General features: G+C 64.6%; 23 protein-coding genes, 1 tRNA gene and 1 pseudogene. 13 read left to right on the plus strand and 12 right to left on the minus strand.

From position 1 onward, the window contains the following. Nucleotides 1–208: 208 nt before the first annotated feature. From E6B08_RS08870 to E6B08_RS08885, 4 genes are all read right to left on the minus strand, one after another. Nucleotides 209–1,540 carry a deoxyguanosinetriphosphate triphosphohydrolase gene (locus tag E6B08_RS08870; protein WP_136913662.1) on the minus strand — a complete coding sequence of 444 codons (1,332 nt, stop codon included), beginning with the start codon at nt 1,538–1,540 and terminating at the stop codon, nt 209–211. 76 nt (nt 1,541–1,616) lie between these two features. Continuing rightward, the gene (locus E6B08_RS08875) at nt 1,617–1,949 is read right to left on the minus strand and encodes a hypothetical protein (RefSeq protein ID WP_136913663.1); all 333 of its coding nucleotides are present in this window, start codon (nt 1,947–1,949) and stop codon (nt 1,617–1,619) included. Next, on the minus strand, nt 1,946–2,320 hold the full coding sequence (locus E6B08_RS08880) for a phage holin family protein (protein WP_136913664.1): 375 nt from the start codon (nt 2,318–2,320) through the stop codon (nt 1,946–1,948). Before E6B08_RS08880 ends, E6B08_RS08875 begins: the two co-directional genes overlap by 4 nt. Nucleotides 2,321–2,330: 10 nt before the next feature. After that, entirely contained in the window at nt 2,331–2,645 is a 315-nt protein-coding gene (locus E6B08_RS08885) for a DUF883 family protein (protein ID WP_136913665.1), read from the minus strand. A gap of 325 nt (nt 2,646–2,970) precedes the next feature. Between E6B08_RS08885 and E6B08_RS08890 the strand changes: the two genes are divergently transcribed. The 4 genes from E6B08_RS08890 (at nt 2,971) to E6B08_RS08905 (ending at nt 5,803) form a co-directional block, all read left to right on the plus strand. After that, nucleotides 2,971–4,179 carry an ammonium transporter gene (locus tag E6B08_RS08890; protein WP_136913666.1) on the plus strand — a complete coding sequence of 403 codons (1,209 nt, stop codon included), beginning with the start codon at nt 2,971–2,973 and terminating at the stop codon, nt 4,177–4,179. Nucleotides 4,180–4,249: 70 nt separating this feature from the next. Further along, on the plus strand, nt 4,250–4,486 hold the full coding sequence (locus tag E6B08_RS08895) for a glutaredoxin family protein (RefSeq protein WP_136913667.1): 237 nt from the start codon (nt 4,250–4,252) through the stop codon (nt 4,484–4,486). 60 nt (nt 4,487–4,546) lie between these two features. After that, the gene (locus tag E6B08_RS08900; protein ID WP_136913668.1) at nt 4,547–4,867 is read left to right on the plus strand and encodes a transcriptional regulator; all 321 of its coding nucleotides are present in this window, start codon (nt 4,547–4,549) and stop codon (nt 4,865–4,867) included. A 51-nt stretch (nt 4,868–4,918) separates the two neighbouring features. Continuing rightward, nucleotides 4,919–5,803: a pseudouridine synthase gene (locus E6B08_RS08905; RefSeq protein ID WP_136913669.1), complete on the plus strand. Its 885-nt coding sequence runs from the start codon at nt 4,919–4,921 to the stop codon at nt 5,801–5,803. 203 nt (nt 5,804–6,006) lie between these two features. Here the strand turns inward: E6B08_RS08905 and E6B08_RS08910 are convergent, their stop codons facing one another. Together E6B08_RS08910 and acnA are read right to left on the minus strand one after the other, a co-directional pair. Then, nucleotides 6,007–7,572 carry a methyl-accepting chemotaxis protein gene (locus E6B08_RS08910; RefSeq protein ID WP_136913670.1) on the minus strand — a complete coding sequence of 522 codons (1,566 nt, stop codon included), beginning with the start codon at nt 7,570–7,572 and terminating at the stop codon, nt 6,007–6,009. Nucleotides 7,573–7,703: 131 nt separating this feature from the next. Then, complete coding sequence (gene acnA, locus E6B08_RS08915; RefSeq protein WP_136913671.1) at nt 7,704–10,445, minus strand: aconitate hydratase AcnA; 2,742 nt, start codon at nt 10,443–10,445, stop codon at nt 7,704–7,706. A 223-nt stretch (nt 10,446–10,668) separates the two neighbouring features. Between acnA and rlmM the strand changes: the two genes are divergently transcribed. The 3 genes from rlmM to pdxB all read left to right on the plus strand — a co-directional run bounded on the left by rlmM (nt 10,669) and on the right by pdxB (nt 13,293). Further along, a complete protein-coding gene (rlmM, locus tag E6B08_RS08920; protein WP_136913672.1) occupies nt 10,669–11,733 on the plus strand; it encodes a 23S rRNA (cytidine(2498)-2'-O)-methyltransferase RlmM in 1,065 nt (354 codons plus the stop codon). Nucleotides 11,734–11,847: 114 nt separating this feature from the next. Next, complete coding sequence (gene tusA, locus E6B08_RS08925; protein ID WP_136913673.1) at nt 11,848–12,090, plus strand: sulfurtransferase TusA; 243 nt, start codon at nt 11,848–11,850, stop codon at nt 12,088–12,090. A gap of 60 nt (nt 12,091–12,150) precedes the next feature. Then, nucleotides 12,151–13,293 (plus strand): 4-phosphoerythronate dehydrogenase PdxB, encoded by a 1,143-nt coding sequence (gene pdxB / locus E6B08_RS08930; protein WP_136913674.1) that lies wholly within the window; start codon nt 12,151–12,153, stop codon nt 13,291–13,293. Between the two features lie 61 nt (nt 13,294–13,354). On the opposite strand, the gene E6B08_RS30800 is transcribed toward pdxB, so the two are convergent. Continuing rightward, a complete protein-coding gene (locus E6B08_RS30800; RefSeq protein ID WP_192938632.1) occupies nt 13,355–13,528 on the minus strand; it encodes a PA1571 family protein in 174 nt (57 codons plus the stop codon). A gap of 268 nt (nt 13,529–13,796) precedes the next feature. Here E6B08_RS30800 and E6B08_RS08935 point away from each other — a divergent pair, with 268 nt between their 5' ends. The 3 genes and pseudogenes from E6B08_RS08935 (at nt 13,797) to E6B08_RS31465 (ending at nt 17,365) form a co-directional block, all read left to right on the plus strand. Beyond that, the gene (locus E6B08_RS08935; RefSeq protein ID WP_136913675.1) at nt 13,797–15,578 is read left to right on the plus strand and encodes an ABC transporter transmembrane domain-containing protein; all 1,782 of its coding nucleotides are present in this window, start codon (nt 13,797–13,799) and stop codon (nt 15,576–15,578) included. Between the two features lie 743 nt (nt 15,579–16,321). After that, a pseudogene (locus tag E6B08_RS31460) lies at nt 16,322–16,432 on the plus strand (hypothetical protein); the annotation flags it as partial. Nucleotides 16,433–16,660: 228 nt separating this feature from the next. Beyond that, nucleotides 16,661–17,365: a methyl-accepting chemotaxis protein gene (locus E6B08_RS31465; protein WP_416194391.1), complete on the plus strand. Its 705-nt coding sequence runs from the start codon at nt 16,661–16,663 to the stop codon at nt 17,363–17,365. Between the two features lie 108 nt (nt 17,366–17,473). Here the strand turns inward: E6B08_RS31465 and E6B08_RS08945 are convergent. After that, nucleotides 17,474–17,550: transfer RNA gene (locus E6B08_RS08945), tRNA-Pro, on the minus strand. 81 nt (nt 17,551–17,631) lie between these two features. Next, nucleotides 17,632–17,853, minus strand: coding sequence for a YgdI/YgdR family lipoprotein (locus E6B08_RS08950; protein ID WP_027596642.1), 222 nt, complete (start codon nt 17,851–17,853; stop codon nt 17,632–17,634). Between the two features lie 176 nt (nt 17,854–18,029). Between E6B08_RS08950 and moaB the strand changes: the two genes are divergently transcribed. Then, nucleotides 18,030–18,569 carry a molybdenum cofactor biosynthesis protein B gene (gene moaB / locus E6B08_RS08955; RefSeq protein ID WP_136913677.1) on the plus strand — a complete coding sequence of 180 codons (540 nt, stop codon included), beginning with the start codon at nt 18,030–18,032 and terminating at the stop codon, nt 18,567–18,569. Then, on the plus strand, nt 18,553–19,779 hold the full coding sequence (glp, locus tag E6B08_RS08960; protein WP_136913678.1) for a gephyrin-like molybdotransferase Glp: 1,227 nt from the start codon (nt 18,553–18,555) through the stop codon (nt 19,777–19,779). Before moaB ends, glp begins: the two co-directional genes overlap by 17 nt. Here glp and E6B08_RS08965 read toward each other — a convergent pair. Continuing rightward, nucleotides 19,768–21,015: a glycosyltransferase family 4 protein gene (locus E6B08_RS08965; protein ID WP_136913679.1), complete on the minus strand. Its 1,248-nt coding sequence runs from the start codon at nt 21,013–21,015 to the stop codon at nt 19,768–19,770. The genes glp and E6B08_RS08965 overlap by 12 nt on opposite strands. A gap of 224 nt (nt 21,016–21,239) precedes the next feature. Between E6B08_RS08965 and yegS the strand changes: the two genes are divergently transcribed. Next, a complete protein-coding gene (yegS, locus tag E6B08_RS08970; RefSeq protein ID WP_136913680.1) occupies nt 21,240–22,127 on the plus strand; it encodes a lipid kinase YegS in 888 nt (295 codons plus the stop codon). Here yegS and E6B08_RS08975 read toward each other — a convergent pair. Beyond that, entirely contained in the window at nt 22,111–22,770 is a 660-nt protein-coding gene (locus E6B08_RS08975) for a response regulator (protein WP_136913681.1), read from the minus strand. The genes yegS and E6B08_RS08975 overlap by 17 nt on opposite strands. Beyond that, nucleotides 22,760–23,656: a sensor histidine kinase gene (locus E6B08_RS08980; RefSeq protein WP_136917356.1), complete on the minus strand. Its 897-nt coding sequence runs from the start codon at nt 23,654–23,656 to the stop codon at nt 22,760–22,762. The genes E6B08_RS08975 and E6B08_RS08980 overlap by 11 nt, the downstream gene beginning before the upstream one ends. Nucleotides 23,657–23,857: the final 201 nt, after the last annotated feature.

Consider the following 23,857-nt stretch of genomic DNA (forward strand, 5'->3'; position numbering starts at 1 on the left):
TAGTAGGAATGGCAGTTATTGATATATGGGAAATGGCTTACAGCGAAACAAAAATAGGGCTACGGGAAAAGTGACTAATTTAAAGATCAAACTGATTTTGGTAACTATTTATTTGGTGTTTTCGACTTGTTTAGTTACAGCTTGCTGATGTAGGAATGCGCTTAAGCCTCGGCGCAGCAGCAGTAACTTCATGTTACTGCGCCGTCGCTCAGATCGGGCTAGAATGCCCGGTCATTTCGTGGGCCATTTCACTGGCGTAGCTGTCGGTCATGCCGGCGATGAAGTCGATCATCCGCAGGAAGGCTCCGTGCAGCGAGCCGTGCGGGTCTGGCGCGTTGTTGCCGAGCAGGTCGAGTACCCGGCGGCTCTTGAACGATGGGGTACGCCCGCCGTGCTGCTCCAGGGCCGCACCACAGAAGGTGTTGAGCAGGATCTCGAGGGTGGTGTACGCGCCGATTTCGTGAAGGGTCTTGCGTTTGTCCTGGAAGATTTTCTTGCGTGCCATGTCCTTGGCTTGCAGCACGCAGCGCTTGGCCGGGCCATGCATGTGCTCGACCAGGTCGCCGCCGAGGCGGCCGGCCAGCAATGCCGTCTGCTGTTCGACGAAGGCGCGGGCAGCGGCATTGGTCAGGTGCTCGATCGCCTTGCCGCGCAAGATCGCCAGTTTGCGCCGACGTGAATCGCCAGGGCCGAGCTGGCGGTAGGTGTCGGGCAGGTCATCGCCGACCAGATCGAGCAGCAGGTGCTCGACTTCCGTGTAGTGCAGCAAGTCCATTTCCAAGCCGTCCTCCAGGTCGATCAGGGCGTAGCAGATGTCGTCGGCTGCCTCCATCAGATAGACCAGCGGATGACGCGCCCAGCGTTGCGGCTCCAGTTGCGGCAAGTCGAGCTTGCGGGCGATCTGTTCGAGCAGCGGCAGTTCGCTCTGGTAGCTGCCGAACTTGTGTTTCTTGTAACCCAGGGCGTCGGCATGCCGCGCACTCCAGGGGTATTTGAGGTAGGTGCCGAGCGTGGCGTAGGTCAGCCGGGTGCCGCCGTCGAACTGGTGGTATTCGAGTTGGGTGAGTACCCGGAAGCCTTGGGCATTGCCCTCGAAGTTGAGAAAGTCGGCGCGCTGGTCGTCCGTCATGTCGTCGAGCCAGCCGCGGCCAGCCGCCTGCTGGAACCAGTGGCGGATGGCGTCCTCGCCGGAGTGGCCGAAAGGCGGGTTGCCGATATCGTGGGCCAGGCAGGCCGACTGCACGATCATGCCCAGGTCGCTGGGCGCGCACCAGTCGGGCAGTTGCTCGCGCAGGGTCTCGCCCACACGCATGGCCAGAGAGCGGCCCACGCAACTGACTTCCAGCGAGTGGGTGAGCCGGGTGTGGATGTGGTCGTTGCTCGATACCGGGTGCACCTGGGTCTTACGCCCCAGGCGGCGGAAGGCGCCGGAGAAGATGATCCGATCGTGATCCTTGTGGAAGGGGCTGCGCCCCAGTTCCTCAGGGCTGTACAGGGCTTTGCCCAAACGTTCGCGGGTGAGCAGGGTTTGCCAGTCCAAGGCGCGATCTCCTGTCGGTCGATGGGCATAGCTTCCCGTGTCGGGCCCAGCGGTGCAAGCGCCAGGCCGATCGAGGTCAGGGCTGGCGACCGCTACGCAGGTACAGGCGCAGCAATGGCAGCAGGCTGCTGCCCAGGCGTACCAGGCGCGTGAGGTTGCCGCTGCGCACGCCTTTGCCGGTCAGAAAGCCCAGCGCCACCACGGCGCCCAGCCCCCACAACGGGGCCTGCTTGATACCCAAACCCTCATGCAGCGCTGCGCTGCCCATCCCGCGCATGCGCTGCAAGGGTTGCAACAACTGCCCCGATTCGTGGCGAATCTCCTGGCGGTGCATCTCCATGCGCAGACGCAACAGCGCCTTGCGCAACTCACGCGGATTACGCGTGTTCGGCAATTCAGGCAGGCTCATGGCAACAGGCGCTCCCGATCCTTGGCGAGTTCTTCGAGGGTGGCGTGGAACGGCGAGGACTCGTCGAACACGGCCGCCTTCAGGCGCAGGCCGCAGTACAACGCGGCGATGCCGTAGAACACGCACAAGCCGATGATCCCGGCCAGACGATAGCTGTCCCACAGCAACACCAGCAGCAGCCCCGACAACGCGGTCAGCAACAGCAGGGCAAAGACCAGGGCCAAGCCTGCGAACAGCAGCAGCTTGAGCGTGCGGCCTTTTTGCTCTTGCAGTTCGATACCGAACAGTTCGATGTGGCTGTGCAACAGCCCCAACAGGGCGGCGCCCAGGCGTTTGCCTGACGCGCCGGCACCGAGGGTGTCATTTTCCATCGGGCTCTCCTTAGCGCCGATTGGCCAGCAGGCCGATCAGCAGGCCGACGCCGGCGGCGATGCCGATGGCGTGCCAGGGTTTTTCCTGAACGTATTGCTCGGCGGTGCCCAGGGCTGCCTGGCCGCGTTCGCGCACCGAGTCCTGGGTCAGTTGCAGGGTTTCGCGCGCCTGGGCCAGGCGCTCGTGGATCTGCCCGCGCAACTCGTCCGCCTGGTCACCCGCCAGGTTGGCGGTGTCGGCGAGCAGCTTTTCGGTGTCACGCACCAAAGCCTGGAAGTCAGCCATCAAGATTTCCTGAGCAGTCTTTGCCGATTTGCTGGCCATTAGGGCTCTCCCTGTAAGTGTGTGTGGCTATTTCGAGTGATGGGGCGCGCCGAAGGTTCATTGTGGGCGCTGGTACGGGCCTTGCTTACTACGAGAATCGTTTTTGCTACCTCGCGGGGCGTTGCTCCCACCGTTTGCTCCGAGACAGGGCAAACCCTGGCGAACATCGATGAAACCTTAACCCAATCCAAGACAAACCCAAGAAAAAACCAACGCAGGCTTCACCCGGATCGCCGAAACGGGGCAGGGGCCTGGCACCAATTAGGTGCATGGATGTAGGTTCTTGAACTGTCCTGGTGCTTTTTTAAGCAGGTCTGCCTACGTCATGGAACATATGCACAGCGCGATGGACTCTTTGGTCCATGGCTCCAATACGCTTTTCATCCTCATGGGCGCCATTCTGGTGCTGGCCATGCACGCCGGCTTCGCCTTTCTCGAAGTCGGCACCGTGCGCCACAAGAACCAGGTCAATGCACTATCGAAGATACTGAGCGACTTCGCCATCTCGGCCCTGGTTTATTTTTTCGTCGGCTACTGGATCGCCTACGGTGTCAGCTTCTTCCAGCCGGCGCCGCAGCTGGCCGTCGATCATGGTTATGCGCTGGTCAAATGCTTCTTCCTGCTGACCTTCGCCGCAGCGATCCCGGCCATCATCTCCGGCGGTATCGCCGAGCGTGCGCGGTTTGCGCCACAGCTTTGCGCCACGGCGTTGATCGTGGCCTTCGTCTATCCATTCTTCGAAGGCATCGTGTGGAACGGCAACCTGGGGCTGCAAGCCTGGCTCGAGGCACGCTTCGGCGCGCCGTTCCACGACTTCGCCGGGTCGGTGGTGGTGCACGCCATGGGCGGCTGGCTGGCCTTGGCTGCCGTGGTGCTGCTGGGCGCACGGCGCGGGCGATATCGTGATGGACGCCTGGTGGCCTTCGCGCCGTCGAGCATTCCGTTCCTGGCGCTGGGGTCGTGGATCCTGATCATCGGCTGGTTCGGCTTCAACGTGATGAGCGCACAGACCCTGCAGGGCGTCAGTGGCCTGGTGGCGATCAACTCGCTGATGGCCATGGTCGGCGGCACCTTGGCGGCGCTGGTGGCCGGGCGCAACGACCCAGGCTTCCTGCACAACGGCCCGCTGGCGGGATTGGTGGCGATTTGCGCAGGCTCCGACCTGATGCACCCGATCGGCGCACTGGCCACCGGCCTTGTGGCCGGCGCCCTGTTCGTCTGGGCGTTCACGGCAGCACAGAACCGCTGGAAGATCGACGATGTGCTCGGCGTATGGCCATTGCATGGCCTGTGCGGCGTCTGGGGCGGGATCGCCTGTGGCGTGTTCGGCCAGGCGGCGCTGGGCGGCATGGGCGGGGTCAGCCTGGTGAGCCAGTTGCTGGGCAGCTTGGCGGGTGTGCTGGTGGCCCTGGTCGGTGGCTTTGCCGTCTATGGCGCCGTGCGTGCGGTGCGCGGCCTGCGCTTGAGCCATGAACAGGAGTTCCAGGGGGCGGACCTGTCGCTGCACCGCATCGGCGCGACCAGCCAGGATTGAGCAGGGCGGGTGCATGGCGGTCAGCTCCGGCCTAGAATAGGCTCTTGCACTGGCCAACCTGGACCTGACCATGCTCCCTGAATGCCAACTGTTCGGCACCCTCGGGTGCCACTTGTGCGAAGTGGCCGAAGCCGTACTGATGCCCTTCGTCGACCATGGCCTGCTGGTCGAGCTGGTCGACATCGCCGACCAAGAGATCATGGTCGAGCGCTATGGCCTGATCATTCCGGTGCTACGCCGCTGCGATACCGGTGCCGAACTGCTGTGGCCCTTCGACGCCGAACAGGTGGTGGCGTTCCTGGGTTGAATTGACGTGGGCGTGGGCAAGTCCGTATGCTGTATATAAATACAGTATCGGGATGAACTCATGCTCAATGTCGAGCAACTCAAGTACAGCGTCAACCACTTGCCCGTGGAGCGTGTACTCGACGCCGTCCTGGAATTACGCCTCGAAGGCCTGGTGACGGATGACCGCACGCCGTTCGGCAAAGTGCATTTCAACACCTGCTTCGCCGAGATCGAGGCCCTGTTCCAGCGTGCCGGCTACCATCGCGGGCTTGACGTGGTGGGCTATGAAGGGCTGGTGTATGCCCTTTACGACCCTGGCCGCTGGGAGGCGGTACAGGTGCTGCGCTGGCTGAAGGCGTACTGCGAGGCACAGGTTCCTTCTCCAGCCCAGGCTGGTTGAGGCGGGTCGCTGTAGGGGATAATGCCTCCCTCTAGATTGCCGAGCCCTGCCATGACCACGCCGTTCGACCCCGCCCGCCAGCAAGCCAGCACCGTTTGCCTGCCACCTGGCAATTGGGTGACGGTGCTCGATTGCCTGTGCGATCACTTCAAGGCAATCGATCGCGGACAATGGCTCGACCGCTTCGCCCGGGGGCGGGTGCTGGATGCCGAGGGGCGTGCGGTGGCCGCTGACCTGCCTTATCGGCGGGGCATGCGCCTGCACTATTTTCGCGAGGTGCCCAATGAAAAGCCGATCCCTGTGCAGGAGCATATCCTGCATGTGGATGAGCATCTGGTAGTGGCGGACAAGCCGCACTTCCTGCCGGTCACGCCCACTGGCGAGTATGTCGAGCAGACCTTGCTGCGTCGGCTGATCCGTCGCTTGGACAACCCTCATCTGGTGCCGCTGCACCGCATCGACCGGCATACCGCAGGGCTGGTGCTGTTCTCCGCCAACCCGCAATCGCGCAGTGCCTACCAGCGGCTGTTCCCTGAGCGGCGTATCGACAAACGCTACCAGGCCATCGCCGCAGCTTTGCCACAGCATGAGTTTCCCCTGGTGCACCGCAGCCGTCTGGTGCATGGCGAGCCATTCTTCCGCATGCACGAGGTGGCAGGCGAGGACAACAGCGAAACACTGGCCGAGGTGCTGGAAAAGCAGGGGGAGCTGTGGCGTTACGGGTTGTCGCCAGTGACTGGCAAGACCCACCAGTTGCGTGTGCACATGGCAGCATTGGGGGCGGCGATCTGCAACGATCCGTTCTATCCGCAACTGGTCAATGAACAAGACGATTACCAGAAGCCATTGAAGCTGCTGGCCAAGAGTTTGCGCTTCGAGGACCCGTTGACAGGCGAGGCTCGGTACTTCGAGAGCCGCTTGAGCCTGGATTGGTAAAGCGCTTTCGCAGATGAGGCGCGAGTGATGCGGTCTCTGTAGGAGCGGCCTCGTGCCGCGATGGGCTGCGCAGCAGCCCCAGGTTCTGAGGAGCGGCTAAGATCCTGGGGCTGCTGCGCAGCCCATCGCGGCACGAGGCCGCTCCTACAGGGGGGGCTGCAGCGCCAAGGGATACGCCAGCAGCACCAGGCAATTGACCGGGCTCAGCGGTTGAAGCGCTCTACCAGCGAATACTGGCCGCCGGCGGTGGTGCTGAGTTCTTCACTGAGTTGTGCCGAGTGCTGCGCCTGCTCGGCGGTCTGGTCGGCCAGTTCGGCGATGGTGCTGATGTTGCGGCTGATCTCGTCCGCCACCGAGGTCTGCTGCTCGGCGGCCGCGGCGATCTGCGTGGCCATGTCGGTGATGTTGGCCACTGCCTCGCTGATGCCCACCAGGGCCTCGTCCGCCTGCATCACCCGGTTGACCCCTTCCTGGGCTTGCTTGTGGCCGCTTTCCATGGTCAACACGGCATTGCTCGCGGTTTGCTGCAGCTTGGCGATCAGCCCGTGGATCTGCCCAGTGGACTCGGCGGTACGCTGGGCCAGTTGACGCACTTCGTCGGCGACCACGGCAAAGCCTCGACCCATCTCACCAGCGCGCGCCGCTTCGATGGCGGCATTGAGCGCCAGCAGGTTGGTCTGGTCGGCAATGCCCTTGATCACGTCGACCACGCCGCCGATTTCGTCGCTGTCCTTGGCCAACTGGGTGACGGTTGCGCCGGTTTCGCCGACTGCCGTCGAAAGGCGCTCGATCGCTTCGCGGGTTTCGCCTGCAATCTGCCGGCCCTCGCTGGTCAGGCGGTTGGCCTCCTGGGTGGCGTCCGCCGCGCGCTGCACGTGGTTGGCCACTTCCTGGCTGGTGGCGGCCATCTGGTTGACGGCGGCGGCCACCTGCTCGGTTTCCACGCGCTGACGTTCCAGGCCCGACGAGCTCTTGTGCGCCAGGGCATCGGATTGGCGCGCCTGTTCGCTCAGGTGCTCGGCACTGTCCTGCAGGCGGGTCAGGCAGGTCTTCATGCGGGCGTCCTGGCTGAGCATGGCCATTTCCAGGCGCGCCTGCACGCCACGGCTGTCGGTGTACATCTGTGCGATCAGCGGGTCGGAGGTGGTCTGTTCGGCCAGGCGCAGCAAGCGCTTGAGGCCACGCTGCTGCCAAGTCAAGCCGAGCAGGCCGAGCGGCACCGACAAGCCGGCGGCCAGGGCGAAGCCCCAGGAGTGGCCGAGCCAGTTGCCGATCAGGAAGCCGACCTGGCTTATCAGGATGAACGGCAGCCAGTCCTGCAGCAGGGGGAGCCACTTGTCACGCCGAGGGATGGCGGGCTTGCCCTGGTTCAAGCGCAGGTAGAGGGCCTCGGCGCGACGGATCTGTTCGGCGCTGGGCTTGACCCGTACCGATTCGTAGCCGACCACCTGGTTGTTGTCGAAGATCGGCGTGACGTAGGCGTTCACCCAGTAATGGTCGCCGGACTTGCAGCGGTTCTTGACGATGCCCATCCATGGCAGGCCTTGCTTGAGCGTCTGCCACATGTGGCCGAATACTGCGGCAGGGACGTCGGGGTGGCGCACCAGATTGTGCGGCGCACCGGTGAGCTCGTCGCGGGAGAAGCCGCTGATCTCGATGAAGGCATCGTTGCAGTAGGTGATCATGCCCTTGGCGTTGGTGGTCGAGATCAACCGCTGTTGGGCTGGGAAGGTCCGTTCCCGGTTGGTAATCGGCAGGTTGTTGCGCATGGCGTGAAGTGTCCGCGGGGCTTTGGAGGGATATCGGCAGGCCCCGGGGTTTATTGAATGGATATTTGATTAGGCTGCAACAAAGGCCAGCGCAGCCCGCAAGGGCTGGCTGGTCTCCTGCAGGGGATGGCTCAACTGGCGATCAGTTGGCGCAACACATAGTGCAAAATGCCCCCGGCCTTGAAGTACTCCACCTCGTTCAAGGTATCGATCCGGCACAGCACTTCGATGTCCTGCTGCTGCCCATCCTCGCGGGTGATGCGCAGCGGCAGGCTCATGCCTGGGCTCAGTTGCCCGGCAGTGAGCCCCAGCACGTCGATCTTCTCCTTGCCGGTCAGGCCTAGTTGCTTGCGGTCATGGCCGCCCTTGAACTGCAGCGGCAGCACGCCCATGCCGACCAGGTTGGAGCGGTGGATACGCTCGAAGCTTTCCGCCAGCACCGCCTTGACCCCGAGCAGGTTGGTGCCCTTGGCCGCCCAGTCACGGCTGGAACCGGTGCCGTATTCCTGGCCGGCGATCACCACCAGTGGCGTACCTTCCTGCTGGTAGCGCATCGCCGCGTCGAAGATCGACAGGGTTTCACCACTGGGCACGTGGATCGTGTTGCCGCCCTCCTGGCCGGCGAGCATTTCGTTGCGGATGCGGATATTGGCGAACGTGCCACGCATCATTACCTCATGGTTGCCACGCCGCGAGCCATAGGAGTTAAAGTCGCGCGGTTCCACGCCCTTGGCCCGCAGGTAGCGGCCAGCAGGGCTGTCGGCCTTGATATTGCCGGCCGGGGAGATGTGGTCGGTGGTCACCGAGTCCCCCAGTAGCGCCAGGATGCGTGCACCCTCGATGTCGCGGATCGGTGCCGGAGCGCCGCCGATGTCATCGAAGAAGGGCGGATGCTGGATGTAGGTCGAGTCGTCCTGCCAGGCATAGGTGGCCGCCTGGGGAACCTGGATCGCCTGCCACTGGGCATCGCCGGCGAACACCTCGGCATATTCCTTGTGGAACATCGCGGTATCGACCTTGGCCACGGCATCGGCGATTTCCTGCTGGCTCGGCCAGATGTCACGTAGGTATACCGGCTGGCCATCCTTGCAGGTGCCCAGCGGTTCGCTGTCGAGCTTGACCCGGACGCTGCCGGCCAGGGCGTAGGCCACGACCAGGGGCGGGGAGGCCAGCCAGTTGGTTTTCACCAGTGGGTGCACGCGGCCCTCGAAGTTGCGGTTGCCCGACAGCACCGAGGCCACGGTGAGGTCGGCGCGGGTGATGGCGGCCTCGATGGCTTCATCCAGCGGCCCGGAGTTGCCGATGCAGGTGGTGCAGCCATAGCCGACCAGGTCGAAGCCGAGCTGATCGAGGTAGGGCGTGAGCCCGGCGGCCTTGAAGTAATCGGTCACCACCTTGGAGCCGGGCGCCAGCGAACTCTTGACCCAGGGCTTGCGCTGCAGGCCTTTCTCCAGCGCCTTTTTCGCCACCAGCCCAGCCGCCATCATCACGCTCGGATTGGAGGTATTGGTGCAGGAGGTGATGGCGGCGATGACCACGGCGCCGTCCTGCAGGCGGTAGGTATGCCCGTCGTGGAGGTAGTCGACGCCTTCGGTCTGGTCGGCGTTGCCCACGGCGACACCGCCACCGCCTTCGCTTTCCAGGCGCCCGACCTCCTTGGCCGCAGGCTTGGGCTGCAGTTCGATGAACTGCTCGAACGCTTGGCTGACCTGGCCCAGGGCCACGCGGTCCTGCGGGCGTTTCGGCCCCGCCAGGCTGGCCTCGACCGTGTGCATGTCCAGGGCCAGGGTGTCGGTGAAGGCTGGCTCGTCGCCCGGTTCACGCCATAATCCCTGAGCCTTGGAGTATTGCTCGACCAATTCCACCGTAGCCGCCGGCCGTCCCGACAGGCGCAGGTAGTCGAGGGTGACCTCGTCGACCGGGAAGAAGCCGCAGGTGGCGCCGTACTCCGGTGCCATGTTGGCCAGGGTGGCGCGGTCGGCCAGGGGCAGGTCGGCGAGGCCGTCGCCATAGAATTCGACGAATTTTCCGACCACGCCTTTCTTGCGCAGCATCTGCGTGACGGTCAGCACCAGGTCGGTGGCGGTGATGCCTTCGCGCAGCTTGCCGGTGAGCTTGAAGCCGACCACCTCGGGGATCAGCATCGAAACCGGCTGGCCAAGCATTGCCGCTTCCGCCTCGATGCCGCCGACGCCCCAGCCGAGCACGCCGAGGCCGTTGATCATGGTGGTGTGCGAGTCGGTGCCGACCAGGGTGTCGGGGTAGGCGTAGGTGCGACCGTCTTCTTCGCGGGTCCACACCGTGCGGCCAAGGTATTCGAGGTTGACCTGGTGACAGATGCCGGTGCCCGGCGGTACCACCCGGAAGTTGTCGAAGGCGCTTTGGCCCCAGCGCAGGAAGGCATAGCGCTCGCCGTTGCGTTGCATTTCGATGTCGACGTTCTGGCTGAACGCCTGGGGCGTGGCGTAGCGGTCGACCATCACCGAGTGGTCGATCACCAGGTCCACGGGCGACAGCGGGTTGATCCGCTGCGGATCGCCGCCGGCCTTGGCCATGGCTGCGCGCATGGCCGCCAGGTCGACCACGGCGGGCACGCCGGTGAAGTCCTGCATCAGCACCCGCGCTGGGCGGTACTGGATCTCGCGATCGGAGCGGCGCGCTTCCAGCCACTTGGCCAGTGCGCGCAGGTCATCGCCATTGACGGTCTTGCCGTCCTCCCAACGCAGCAGGTTTTCCAGCAGCACCTTGAGCGACTTGGGCAGGTGTTGCAGGTCGCCCAACTGCCGGGCGGCTTCGGCCAGGCTGTAGTAATGGTAGGTGCGGTCAGCCACCTGGAGGGTCTTGAGGGTATTCAGGCTATCGAGCGAGGGCATTGCCAACTCCTTCTGCGCCGGTGCCCGGCAACGGCGTTCCGCCGCCGGTGTCACCGCTGTGTTTCAGCCCGCACGGCACGGACCTAACTAAAGGGTCAGGTTAGACCGGATTGTCTGGCCTGACCCTTTTCTGGACCGGCGGGGCATGTCGCAGGTTCCGAACTTCCTTTATCATCGCCGCCCTGCCGGCGCCTGTGGCGCGCCCGCCGAAGTGGAGAGTTAGATGAATACCCTGTTCATGCATTGCCGGCCCGGTTTCGAGGGCGAGGTCTGTGCCGAAATCAGCGAACATGCCGCCCGCCTGGGCATTGCCGGTTATGCCAAGGGCAAGCCGCAGAGTGCTTGTGCCGAGTTCGTCTGCGCCGAGGCGCATGGTGCCGAACGGCTGATGCAGGAACTGCGTTTTGCCCAGTTGATCTTCCCGCGCCAGTGGGCCCGTGGCGCTTTCGTCGAATTGCCGGAGACCGATCGCATCAGCGTGTTGCTCGAGCACCTGGCCGGGTTGCCGGTGTTTGGCAGTGTCTGGCTGGAGGTGCTGGACAGCAACGATGGCAAGGAGCTGTCGACCTTCTGCCGCAAGTTCGAAGTGCCGCTGCGCAAGGCCCTGGAAAAGGCCGGTCGCTTGCGCGAACAAGCTCATGGCCCGCGCCTACTGCTGACCTTCATCAGTGGCCGGCGGGTGTTCGTCGGCCAGGCCGAGGCGGGCAACAGCGCGCTCTGGCCAATGGGTATCCCGCGTCTGAAGTTCCCGCGTGAGGCGCCGAGCCGTTCGACCTTGAAGCTCGAGGAGGCATGGCACCAGTTCATTCCCCGCGAACAGTGGGAGCAGCGCCTGAATGACGACATGACCGGTGTCGACCTCGGTGCTTCGCCGGGTGGCTGGACCTATCAACTGGTGCGTCGCGGCATGCTGGTCACGGCCATCGATAATGGTCCGATGGCCGAGAGCCTGATGGACACCGGGTTGGTCCAGCACCTGATGGCGGATGGCTTCACCTGGCAGCCCAGGCAGCCTGTGGACTGGATGGTTTGCGACATCGTCGAGAAGCCGGCGCGCACCACGTCGCTGATCGAGACGTGGTTGGGGGAGGGGTTGTGCCGTGAAGCGGTGGTCAACCTGAAATTGCCGATGAAGCAGCGCTATGCCGAGGTCAGGCGATTGCTCGATCGCATGGAAGAGACGTTCAAGGCACGCAAGGTGCGGGTTTCGATCGCCTGCAAGCAGTTGTATCACGATCGTGAAGAGGTCACTTGCCACTTGCGGCGGTTGGATCTGAAAGCGCGCTGAGGTGGGTGGGCTGTCTCAAGGCTTACAGTGCCGCTACCCCAGGGCAACGCCACCTACCCCCTTGGTCCCCACCAAACAATGCGCGACAATGGCGAATATTTCGCGGAGCCCCCCATGACCGATTTCATCCCCGACGCCACCCTCGACGCCACCGGCCTGAACTGCCCGGAACCGGTGATGATGCTGCACCAGCACGTGCGCGACCTGGCCGCCGGCGGCTTGCTGAAAGTGATCGCCACCGACCCCTCGACCCGCCGCGACATCCCCAAGTTCTGCAACTTCCTCGGCCACGAACTGCTTGGCCAGCAGGAAGAGTCGGGTACCTACCTCTACTGGATCCGCAAGAAAGCCGACTGAACCACGCTGGAACAGCCTGTCCGTAGCGCCTACACTGCGTTCCCCTGACAGGAGAGCGCCATGCTGATAGTTGCCGACGAGAATATCCCGCTGCTCGATGCCTTCTTCCAAGGTTTCGGCGAAATCCGCCGCTTCCCTGGGCGCGGCATTGATGCCGCCTGCGTCAAGGACGCCGATGTGCTGCTGGTGCGCTCGGTGACCAAGGTTGACCGGCAACTGCTCGAAGGCAGCAACGTGCGCTTCGTTGGCACTTGCACCATCGGCACCGATCACCTGGACCTCGACTACTTCGCCGAAGCCGGCATCCAGTGGAGCAGCGCGCCAGGCTGCAATGCCCGTGGCGTGGTGGATTACGTGCTGGGTAGCCTGCTGACCCTGGCCGACCTCGACGGCGTGGCGCTGGGCGAGCGGGTGTATGGCGTGGTGGGGGCCGGTGAAGTCGGAGGGCGACTGGTGCGCGTGCTGCACGGTCTGGGCTGGAAGGTGCTGGTGTGCGACCCGTTGCGCCAGGCGGGCGAAGGTGGAGATTTCGTCGACCTGGCGACCATCCTTGCGCAATGCGATGTCATCAGTCTGCACACTCCGCTGCAGCGTGACGGCGACTATCCGACCTGGCACCTGTTGGCCGAACGGCAGCTTGCAGCCTTGCGTCCCGGCGCCTGGTTGATCAATGCCAGCCGTGGACCGGTGGTCGACAACCAGGCCCTGCGCGCGTTGCTGCTGGCCCGCGAGGACGTGCACGCGGTGCTGGATGTGTGGGAGGGCGAGCCGCAGGTCGACCTGCAACTGGCCGACCTGTGCACCCTGGCCACCCCGCACATCGCCGGTTACAGCCTTGATGGCCGCCAGCGCGGCACCGCGCAGATCTACCAGGCGCTGTGCCGCTTTCTCGGCCAGGCCGAGCAGGTGCGCCTGGCCGACCTGCTGCCCAAGGCGCCGCTGGCGCAACTCGAGTTCGATGCCAGCGCCGAGCCGGCCTGGGCCTTGGCAACGCTGTGCCGGGCGGTGTACGACCCACGGCGTGACGATGCCGATTTCCGCCGTAGCCTGAGCGATGACGTGGCTGAGCAGCGTGCGGCCTTCGACCTGTTGCGCAAGCACTACCCGCAGCGCCGCGAGATCGATGGACTGAAAGTGCGTTTGCAGGGTGAGGCGCCGCAATTGGCGCAGATGGTCAGTGCGCTGGGGGCCGAGTTGGTCTGACGGGGTTCCTTGAACCCAATAAAAACCCGGCGCAAGCGCCGGGTCGCAAGGAATTCGAGACTCAGGCCTTTTTGACTTTCTCGACCCGGCTTTCTTCCAGGGTCTTGCAGGCCTGCTGGATCATCTGCTCGGTGATCGGTACCTCGCGGCCCTCGGCATCGATGATCGAGCCGCATACGCGAGGCTGTGCTTGGGTCTGGGTCTTGGTGGTGTCGCTGCTATGCTGCAAGCTCATTTCCTGTCTCCTCATCAGGTTCAAGCTCAGGGTACCCCTGCGCCGTGACCAGCCTGTGACAACTCCCTCGGGCGTCACGGCAAGCACAGTCCACCAGAAAGCGCGACAAACCTCCATAGCTCCGTTAGATCGAAAGGCTATAGGGACCGCCGCACCTCTTCCGCCGGCTGTGCTCCGGTCATGGTTGCGACGCCTGTAGGTGCTGCAGAGTTCCGTGGCGCTGGATGAGTGGTAGTCTGGGCGCTTTCCTGTGCGCAACGAGCCGTCCATGGTCGAACCCGTTTCCCCACGTCAACGCCGCGCCTTGCAGCTGGCCTGGCAGTTCATCCGCCCGTACCGCCGGCAGGCGCTGTTGGCCTTGCTCGCCCTGGTGGTCACCGCCGCCATCACCCTGTCGATGGGGCAAGGGATCCGCCTGCTGGTCGACCAGGGGTTCATGACCCGCTCGGCGCACCAGCTCAACCAGACCATCGCCTTGTTCCTGCTGTTGGTGGTGGCGCTGGCGATTGGCACCTTCAGCCGCTTCTACCTGGTGTCGTGGATCGGCGAGCGCTGCGTGGCCGACATCCGCAGGGCAGTGTTCGATCACCTGATCGGCCTGCACCCAGGCTTTTTCGAAGACAATCGCAGCTCCGAGATCCAGTCGCGGCTTACCGCCGACACGACCTTGCTGCAATCGGTGATCGGCTCGTCGCTGTCGATGTTCCTGCGCAACGCGCTGATGGTGGTCGGCGGCGTGGTGCTGTTGTTCGTCACCAACCCCAAACTCACCAGCATCGTGGTGGTGGCGCTGCCGTTGGTTCTCGCGCCGATACTGCTGTTCGGTCGACGGGTGCGCAGCCTGTCACGGCAGAGCCAGGACCGGGTGGCGGACGTGGGCAGCTACGTTGCCGAGACCCTGGGCCAGATCAAGACCGTGCAGGCCTACAACCACCAGGCGCATGACCGCGCGCTGTTCGCCGGCACCGTCGAGGCGGCGTTCGACGTGGCGCGCCGGCGCATCGCCCAGCGTGCCTGGCTGATCACCCTGGTGATCGTGCTGGTGCTCGGCGCGGTGGGGGTGATGCTCTGGGTCGGTGGCATGGATGTGATCGCCGGGCGCATCAGCGGCGGTGAGCTGGCCGCCTTCGTGTTCTACAGCCTGATCGTGGGCAGCGCCTTCGGTACCCTCAGCGAAGTGATTGGCGAGCTGCAGCGCGCTGCAGGGGCCGCCGAACGCATCGCCGAGCTGCTGGCGGCCCGCAGCGCGATACTGCCGCCGCCTGCGGACACTGCCATGGCGCCCCAGCGCGCCAAGGGCCATATTGCCTTGCAGGATGTGTGTTTCGCCTACCCGTCGCGGCCTACGGTCGCCGCCATCGACCACCTCGACCTGATCATCGAGCCTGGGCAGACACTGGCGCTGGTCGGCCCGTCTGGCGCCGGCAAGTCGACCCTGTTCGACCTGCTGCTGCGCTTCTACGACCCGCAGCAGGGTTGCATCCTGCTGGATGGCCAGCCTATCGCCGATCTACAGCCGGACGATCTGCGTGGCCAATTCGCCCTGGTGGCGCAGAACCCGGCGCTGTTTCGCGGCAGCGTCGAGGCCAACATTCGCTATGGCCGGCCAGAGGCCAGCCAGGCCGAGGTCGAGGCTGCAGCGCGCAGCGCCTACGCAGACGAATTCATCCAGCAGATGCCTCAGGGCTACCAGACCTTGCTGGGCGAGGGCGGCATCGGTCTGTCGGGCGGCCAGCGCCAACGCCTGGCGATTGCCCGGGCGTTGCTGGTGGATGCGCCGATCCTGCTGCTCGACGAAGCCACCAGCGCCCTCGATGCGCAAAGCGAGCACCTGATACAGCAGGCGCTGCCGGGCCTGATGGCCGGGCGCACCACGCTGGTGATCGCCCACCGCCTGGCTACCGTGCAGCACGCCGATCGCATCGCGGTCATCGACAAGGGGCGGGTAATAGCCGTGGGCACTCACCAGCAGTTGCTCGAACGTAGCCCTTTGTATGCACGCCTGGCGTCCTTGCAGTTCGCCAGCGGAGCGCCTGTCGCGCGTCTGTAACAATTTTGTAGCACTAGCCTGGGAGTATCTGACTTAGCTGTTGTGTACGTGCTCGACCTGGCTGCTATCGAACGATGGCAGCTTTTTTTTGGCCTGCGAATGAGGACATGGATGCCTGTCGCGTTGCCTGGACGGCACCGTTTCCATACCCCTGCGCCCGAGATCCTATGTTGCGTAAATCCCTCAGAGTCCAAATTCTCAGCCTGCTTGGCGGCAGCCTGGTGGCGATGCTGCTCATCGCCCTGATGTGCTTCCAGTTCCTGTCCTCCAGCGTGCGGGGCTATGCCGATCTGGTCGATGGTCCGCTGCGCGCCTCGCAATTGGTCGACGAAGCCAACCTGCAGTTCAAGATCCAGGTGCAGGAGTGGAAGAACGTGTTGCTGCGCGGACGCAACCCGGCGGATCTCGACAAGTACTGGCAGCAGTTCGAGGCCCGTGAACAGCAGGTGCAGCAGTTGCTCGAACAGCTGATCGCCAGCAATGGCAACGGCAAGCTCGAGGCGCAACTGCGAGAGCTGCAGGGCAGCCATCGCCAGCTTGGCCAGGCCTATGAACGAGGCCGCCAGGCGTTTCTCGCTGCCGGTGGTGATCCGGTGGCCGGCGACCTGGCAGTCAAGGGTGTGGACCGCGCCGCCAGCGACCAGATGAACGCGTTGGTCGAACAACTGCGCGGCGATGCTCGCCAGCGCGCGGCCAGCATTAATGTCAGTGCCGAGCGCACAGTGTGGTTGGGACTGGCACTAATGCTGGCCTCGGCGGTGCTGGTTGGGTTGTTCAGCCTGTGGTTGGTCAACCGCAGCCTGATCGAGCCGATCCGCCAGTTGATCGACTACGTCGCGCAACTGAGTCAGGGCCGTTTCGCCGCCCATGTCGACAGTCGCCGCGAGGACGACCTGGGGCGCCTGGCGCGTGCGGCCAATACCTTGCGCGACTTCCTCGCCGATACGGTCGGCCGCCTCAAGGACAATGCCCAGGAACTCGAAGGTGCCAGCGGCCAGTTGAGCAGCATCGCCAGTGATATGGCCCGGGGCACCCAGGACCAGTTCCAGCGCACCGACCAGGTCGCCACCGCCATGCACGAGATGTCGGCCACCGCCCAGGAAGTCGCCCGCCACGCGGCTGAAGCGGCGCGGGCCGCTGACGATGCCGACCACAGTGCCCAGGCCGGCGAGCAGGTAATGCAGCAGACCATCGATATCATCGGTGCGGTCAACCAGGAAATTGCCGGCACCGCAGCGGTGATCCGTGACCTGGAGGCTGACAGCACACGTATCGGCAAAGTGCTCGAAGTGATCCGCGGTATTGCCGAGCAGACCAACCTGCTGGCGCTCAATGCGGCGATCGAAGCAGCACGAGCCGGGGAGGCCGGGCGCGGCTTCGCCGTGGTCGCCGACGAGGTGCGCAGCTTGGCCCAGCGTACAGCGGCGTCGATCGCCGAGATCCACCAGATCATCGACGCGGTGCAGTCGGGCGCGGTGGAGGCGGTCAAGGCCATCGAAAGCGGTCAGCAGCGCAGCGAGCAAGGTGCCGAGCAGGTGCAGCAAGCAGGCCAGATGCTGCAACGCATCACCTTGGCGGTCGAGGCGATCCGCGACATGAACCGGCAGATCGCCACGGCCGCCGAAGAGCAGACCAGCGTGGCCGAGGACATCTCGCGCAACCTGATCGAGATCACCCGCATCGCCACTGCCAACCAGGAAGCGGTGCAGCATACCGAACAGGCCGGGCAGCGGTTGCATGGGCTGTCGGGGCAGCTGGGCGAGGTGACCTCGCGGCTGACGGCCTGAGAGCGAGCCGGCCCCAATCTGTAGGCGCCGGCTTGCCGGCGATCGGGGCCAACGTTCTTTCCGCAGGACATAAAAAAACCCGCACAAGGCGGGTTTTTTTGAGGATTTTGGTCGGAGAGACAGGATTCGAACCTGCGGCCTTCTCGTCCCGAACGAGACGCGCTACCTGGCTGCGCTACACTCCGATGAACAAAATCCTACTGCATCCCTTTTTCGCACGCAAGCCCTTGTTGTTAAAAGGGCGTTTGCTAAAAAGGGACGCTCTGTCACAGCTCTTTTACGGTGCGGATCTGGTCTTTGTTCAAGCGCGTGCGCTTGCCGTCCAATTGCTCGAATTCATAGAAACCCGAGTCCTCGTCGAAGGAGGGCGTGTCCACTGCCTGGATCTCACGGCCGTCGTTCAAGGTGATGACGGTCGGCGAGGCGCAGCCGGCAAGGGCGCCGAGGCCCAAGGCGAGCAGGAAGGCGGGAAGGGTCCGTTGAATCATTGTGTTTCTCCAATGCGATGATGCAGATGTCAGTAAGACGCAGCGCGTCGACGCAAGTTCCATGCACAGTTCAGCATAGCGTCAATCCGCCGGCATTGACCGAAAACAATGGCGCCGTTGGCTGCGGCCCGCTGTGATATAAAAGGCGCATCTTCTTCCCCTTGCGACGGAACACCATGAAAGCCAAGGCAGATACCCCCTTCGTGGCGCTGAACATCGCCGTGCTCACGGTCAGCGACACCCGCACCTTCGAGAACGACACCTCCGGCCAGCTTTTCGTCGACCGCTTGACCGAAGCCGGCCACCAGTTGGCGGCGCGGGTGCTGCTCAAGGACGACCTGTACAAGATTCGCGCCCAGGTCGCGACCTGGATCGCCGACGACAGCGTGCAGGTCGTGCTGATTACCGGCGGTACCGGTTTCACTGGCCGCGACAGCACCCCCGAGGCAGTGACCTGCCTGCTCGACAAGCAGGTCGAAGGTTTCGGCGAGCTGTTCCGACAGATCTCCGTGGCCGACATCGGCACCTCCACCGTGCAATCGCGTGCGCTGGCCGGCTTGGCCAACGGCACCCTGGTCTGCTGCCTGCCGGGCTCGACCAATGCCGTGCGCACCGGCTGGGACGGTATCCTCGCCGAGCAACTCGATGCCCGTCATCGTCCGTGCAACTTCGTCCCTCACCTGAAGCAGGCAGCGGCCTGTGAAAGCCGTGGTTGAAGCCGTGCAGCCGCGCCCGCTGATGCCCGTGGAAGAAGCGCTCGAGCGCCTGCTGGCACTGGCCGAGGCGGCGCCGATCGTTGACACCGAGGTCGTCACCCTGGCCGAGGCCGAGGGCCGCGTGCTGGCCGAGGACCTGATCGCCGCGCTCGACCTGCCGCCATGGCCCAACAGCGCCATGGACGGCTACGCCCTGCGCCTGGCCGATCTTGCCGGCCAGCCGTTGCCGGTGAGCCAGCGCATCTTCGCCGGCCACGCGCCTCAGCCTTTGCAGCCTGGTACGTGCGCCCGGATCTTCACCGGCGCTCCGTTGCCGGAGGGCGCCGACTGCGTCGAGATGCAGGAGAACACCGAGAGTCTGGAAGACGGCCGTGTGCGTTTTCTCCAGCCGCTCAAGGCAGACCAGAACGTCCGCCCGCAAGGCCAGGAAACCCGCAAGGGCGAGCAGGTGATGGTGGCCGGCACGCGCCTTGGGCCGATCGAACTGGGCCTGGCCGCGACCCTTGGCCACGGCCAGCTTACCGTGGTGCGGCGGGTGCGCGTGGCGGTGCTTTCCACCGGTGACGAACTGGTCGAACCCGGCTTGCCGCTGGGCCCCGGGCAGATCTACAACAGCAATCGGCGCCTGCTGGTGAGCTGGTTGCAACGGCTCGGTTGCGACGTGGTGGATGCGGGTATTCTGCCGGATGACCTTGCGCTTACCCGGCAGTGTCTTGGCGGATTGGGCGATGTCGACCTGATCCTGTCCACCGGCGGTGTCTCGGTGGGGGAGGCCGATTATCTCGGCGCGGCCCTGCGCGAAGCGGGTGAGCTTGCGCTGTGGAAACTGGCGATCAAGCCCGGCAAACCACTGACCTTCGGACATTACCAAGGGGTGCCGGTGATCGGCCTGCCGGGCAACCCGGCCTCGACCCTGGTCACCTTCGGCCTGCTCACGCGTCCCTATCTGCTGCGCCGCCAGGGCGTGGCCGAGGTCACGCCGCTGCGCTTCGACATGCCTGCGGGCTTCGACTGGCCCAAAGCCGGGACCCGGCGCGAATACCTGCGTGCGCGGATCGACAACGGCCAGGTACGCATCTACAAGAACCAGAGTTCCGGCGTGCTGCGCAGCGCGGCCTGGGCCGAAGGGTTGGTGGAGGTGCGCGAAGGCAGTACGCCAAAGCCTGGTGACAGCGTGCCGTTCATTCCCTTCAGCGAGCTACTTGGCTGATCGACCCAGCCAGGCGCCCCCTTGTTGGGGGGCGCCTGCCGGCGTCGCCTGGGTCAGGCGCATGTGCACGGTTTCCAGCTGTTGGGCGACCACGCTCCAGTCGTGGCGCTGACGGGCGAACACCCGGCCCGCCTCGCTCAGCTGGCTCATGCGCCAGGGCTGGTTGAGCAATTGGGTGATCAACAGCGCCAGTTGCCCCCCGTCGTCGCTGCCCAGGTAGTGCTCGCCGTTGTTCAACGCTAGGCCCGACACACCCTTGCCACTGCTGATCACCGGTAGTCCGGCGGCCATGGCTTCGAGGATCTTGACTTTGGAGCCGCCGGCATAACGCAACGGGGCGAAGAAGATCGCCGCGCGCCGTTGCAGTTCGCGCAGATCGGGGCGGTAGCCGATCCATTCGATGCGCGGATCGTTCCAGTGACGTTTCCAGCTCAGGGGCAGGGCATGCCCGGCGATGGCCAGGCGCACCGCCGGATTGCTCATCCATACCTGCGGCAGGATGTCCTCCAGGGCCCATTCGATGGCCTCGAGGTTGGCTGCGCATTCGAAATCGCCGACGAACAACAGGCGCTGGCTGTGCAGCGACGGGCGCACCTGCTGGTAGTAATCGCAATCCACGCCGTTGACCACCACATTGACCGGGCGCTGGACGATCTGGCTGATCAGTTCGGCATCGTGCGCGCTGACCGCCACCACCTCGGTGGGTTGACGCAGCACCCGTTGCTCCCAGCGCCGGTAGCGCCAGCGATCGAAGGCATTGAGCGGGCGCAGCCACAGCGGCAGGCGGTCGTGGCTGGCACCGCCCATCACCGATTCGAGGGTGTGTTCGCTGAGCAGATACGGCAGGCCTCGGGCCTGCAGGGCCTTTTCGAATGGCTGGAAGCTGTAGCTGTGCTCGACCTGGATGATGTCCCAGGGCTCGTCCAGCAACTGCTCGAACTGGTGCCGCAGGCACGGCGCAAGGCCATTGATGATGACCCGCATGGGATAGTCGATGATCGGTGAGGCCAACAGGTTGAGCGGGCTCTGCACGGCTCGCCGGGGCAGCACTACCAAGCGTTCCAGCAAAGGTTCCAGGGCTTCGCGGGCAGCGTCGCCGAGCGGTACCTTGGACTGCACCAGCAAGGTGATGCGATGGCCATGCCGGGCGAGTTCGCGCAGCAAGTGGTATTGCCGGGTCTTGCTGCCGCTGGTGGTCGGCCAGGGCAGATAGGGCAGGGTCCAGAGTATGCGCATGACCCGGAATCCTCGCTGGCGGCCACGGAAAAAACGCGCCCGTCGGTGAGTCAGCCATGTTCGCTGCTGCCGGGCGCGTCCTTAGCTAACAGTAAAGCCCACGATACGCGGTTCGCCCAGCGCGCGACGATCATCCTGTCGCTACTGCCATGCAGCATTGTGCCTCTGCCCGTGGTCGGAATACGGACTGAACCTCTCAACGAACCTATTCACGGAGTAGTGCGATGCAAGGACCCAAGACGATGTTGATCCTGCATGGCAAGCAGGCGGCCAATGACCAGGTGCGCGAGGCGGTTGGCGCCCTGCGCGAGCGGGGCGGGACAATCGATGTACGGGTGACCTGGGAAGCGGGGGATGCCCAGCGGCTGGTCGGCGAGGCGCTGGCGGCCGGTTACCAGCGGATCGTGGCGGGCGGTGGCGATGGCACACTGCGCGATGTGGCCGAAGCCATGGGGCTTGCAAATACCCAGGCCAGCCTGGCTCTGCTGCCGCTGGGTACCGCCAATGATTTTGCCCGGGCCGCAGGCGTGCCGCTGGAGCCCGCCGCCGCGCTGGCGTTGCTGGAGCAGCCGGCGCGAGCGGTGGACCTTGGGCAGGTCGGCGAACAGTTGTTCCTCAACATGGCCACCGGCGGCTTTGGCAGCCAGGTGACCGCCAACACCTCCGAGGATCTGAAAAAAGTCCTGGGTGGCGCGGCTTATCTGTTCACCGGCCTGAGTCGCTTCAGTGAACTGCAACCGGCGGAGGTGGAACTGCAGGGCGAGGGTTTCCACTGGCAAGGCCAATTGCTCGCCCTGGGCATCGGCAATGGCCGACAGGCGGGTGGTGGGCAGGTGTTGTGCCCGGATGCGGTGGTCGACGACGGGCTGCTGGATATCGCCATTCTGCCCGCGCCCCAGGATGTGGTGGGCACTTTGCGCGACCTGTTGGCGGGTGATGGATTGTTCGTCCGCGCGCGCTTGCCGTGGGTCGAGATCAAGAGTTCCCAGGGCCTGGACATCAACCTCGACGGTGAACCGCTGCAGGCCAGCAGCATGCGCTTCGCGGCGCTACCTGGGGCACTGCGCTTGCACCTGCCTGCCGATTCGGCGCTGCTCAGTCGTCCAGGCTGATGATCTTCTCGCGCACCGCGAACAGCACCAGGCCCGCCACATCGTAGATCTGCAGGCGTTTCATGATCTGCGAGCGGTGGGTCTCCACGGTCTTGACCGACAGGCCCAGGCCATTGGCGACCTCGCGGGTGGATTTGCCACGCACGATCAGTCGCAGGATTTCCAGCTGGCGGGCCGTGAGGTTGTGGCGGTCGGCGTTGGGCTGCTTGCCGGCCTGGGCGCGCATCAGCGCCTGGTTGATCACGGTGTGGGCGATCGCCGGGCTCAGGTAGCGCTCGCCGGCACGCAGGGCGGCCAGGGCCTGTTCCAGCTCGGTGGCCGTGGTGTCCTTGAGCAGGTAGCCATGGGCGCCGCTTTCCAGGGCGCGCATGATCAGGTCCGGGTCGGTGTGCATGGACAGGATCAGCACCTTGCAGGCATTGCCCTCGGCACGCAGTTGGGTCAGGGCGTCCAGGCCGCTGGTCGAGCGCATCGAGATATCCAGCAGAACGATATCCGGCGCCAGGCGGTGCACCTGCTCCAGCAACTGGTCGCCATCGTCGGCTTCCCCGACAACGGCATAGCCTGGGATGTCGGATACCAGGGCGCGTACCCCGGCACGTATCAGCGAGTGGTCATCCACCAGCAGCAATCTACAGGTCATTGGAAACAGGGGTCCTGGCGCGTTCTTGGGTGCGTGGTGGCCATGGGAACAGTACGTCGATCCGTGTGCCGAGGCCGAGCTGGCTGGTGATGTCGAGTTGGCCGCACAAGGCGGTGGCGCGCTCTTGCATGCCAGCCATGCCGCGTTGCCCGGCAGTGGCGGGATCGGCGGCCGGGATGAAGCCGCGGCCGTCGTCCTGGATCATCAAGGCAAGGCCTGCCGGGTTGCGTTGCAGGCGTATGGTCAGGTTTTGCGCCTGGGCGTGGCGCAGCACGTTGGTCACGGCTTCCTGGGTGATGCGGTAGGCGGCCATGGCCACCTCCTCTGAGATACCGCCCAGACGCTGCTGGCACTCGAGGCTCCAGCTCAAGTCGCTGCGGTCCAGGGTGCGCAACAGGTGCGCGCGCAGGCTCGCCTCCAGGCCCAGGCTCGCCAGCTGGCGCGGATTGAGCAGGGCGGACACGTCGCGAACATTGCTCAGGGTGGATTCCAGGGTGCTGCGCAAGGTGTCGCATTGGCTTTGCAACTCGCCGGGCAAGCGGCGCTGCAGCCACTGCAGCTGCAGTTTGGCGGCGGTGAGCGACTGGCCGATGTCGTCGTGCAGTTCTCGGCTCAGGCGCTGGCGCTCGTTTTCCTGGACCTTGAGCATACGGTCGGCGAGCTCGGCCGGGCGCAGGCTGATCGAGCGAGCCCACTGACGCAGGTGCCAGCCGACGCCAAGCATGGCCGCCAGTTGCAGCACGACCAGGCTGGCCGGCAAGGGGTGGCCGGCACTGGACACGGCCAGGTTGGCAGCCAGCGATGCCACGCACAGCACTGTCGTCGTCCAGCGCAGCAGGGCGGTGCGGGAGCAACGACGCAGAGGAATCTTCAAGCGTGGGAACATAGATAGGGAAGCCACTGAAGTCTTGCTGATGGAGGCCTTGTGCATGTCTAACCAGAGGCTTTGGCGTCGTGCTTTCAAGCAAGTCGCGAGTGCGCGAAAAAGTTGTCTTTACATGCGATCCACGCGGGTTTGCCGGCGCACATGGTAACACTTCGAGTTGATTTGGTCGCGGCTGGGTAAGTGCTCGAAACCTCTGGATTC

It is taken from the genome of Pseudomonas putida, from assembly GCF_005080685.1.
In the GTDB taxonomy this organism is placed as follows: domain Bacteria; phylum Pseudomonadota; class Gammaproteobacteria; order Pseudomonadales; family Pseudomonadaceae; genus Aquipseudomonas; species Aquipseudomonas putida_V.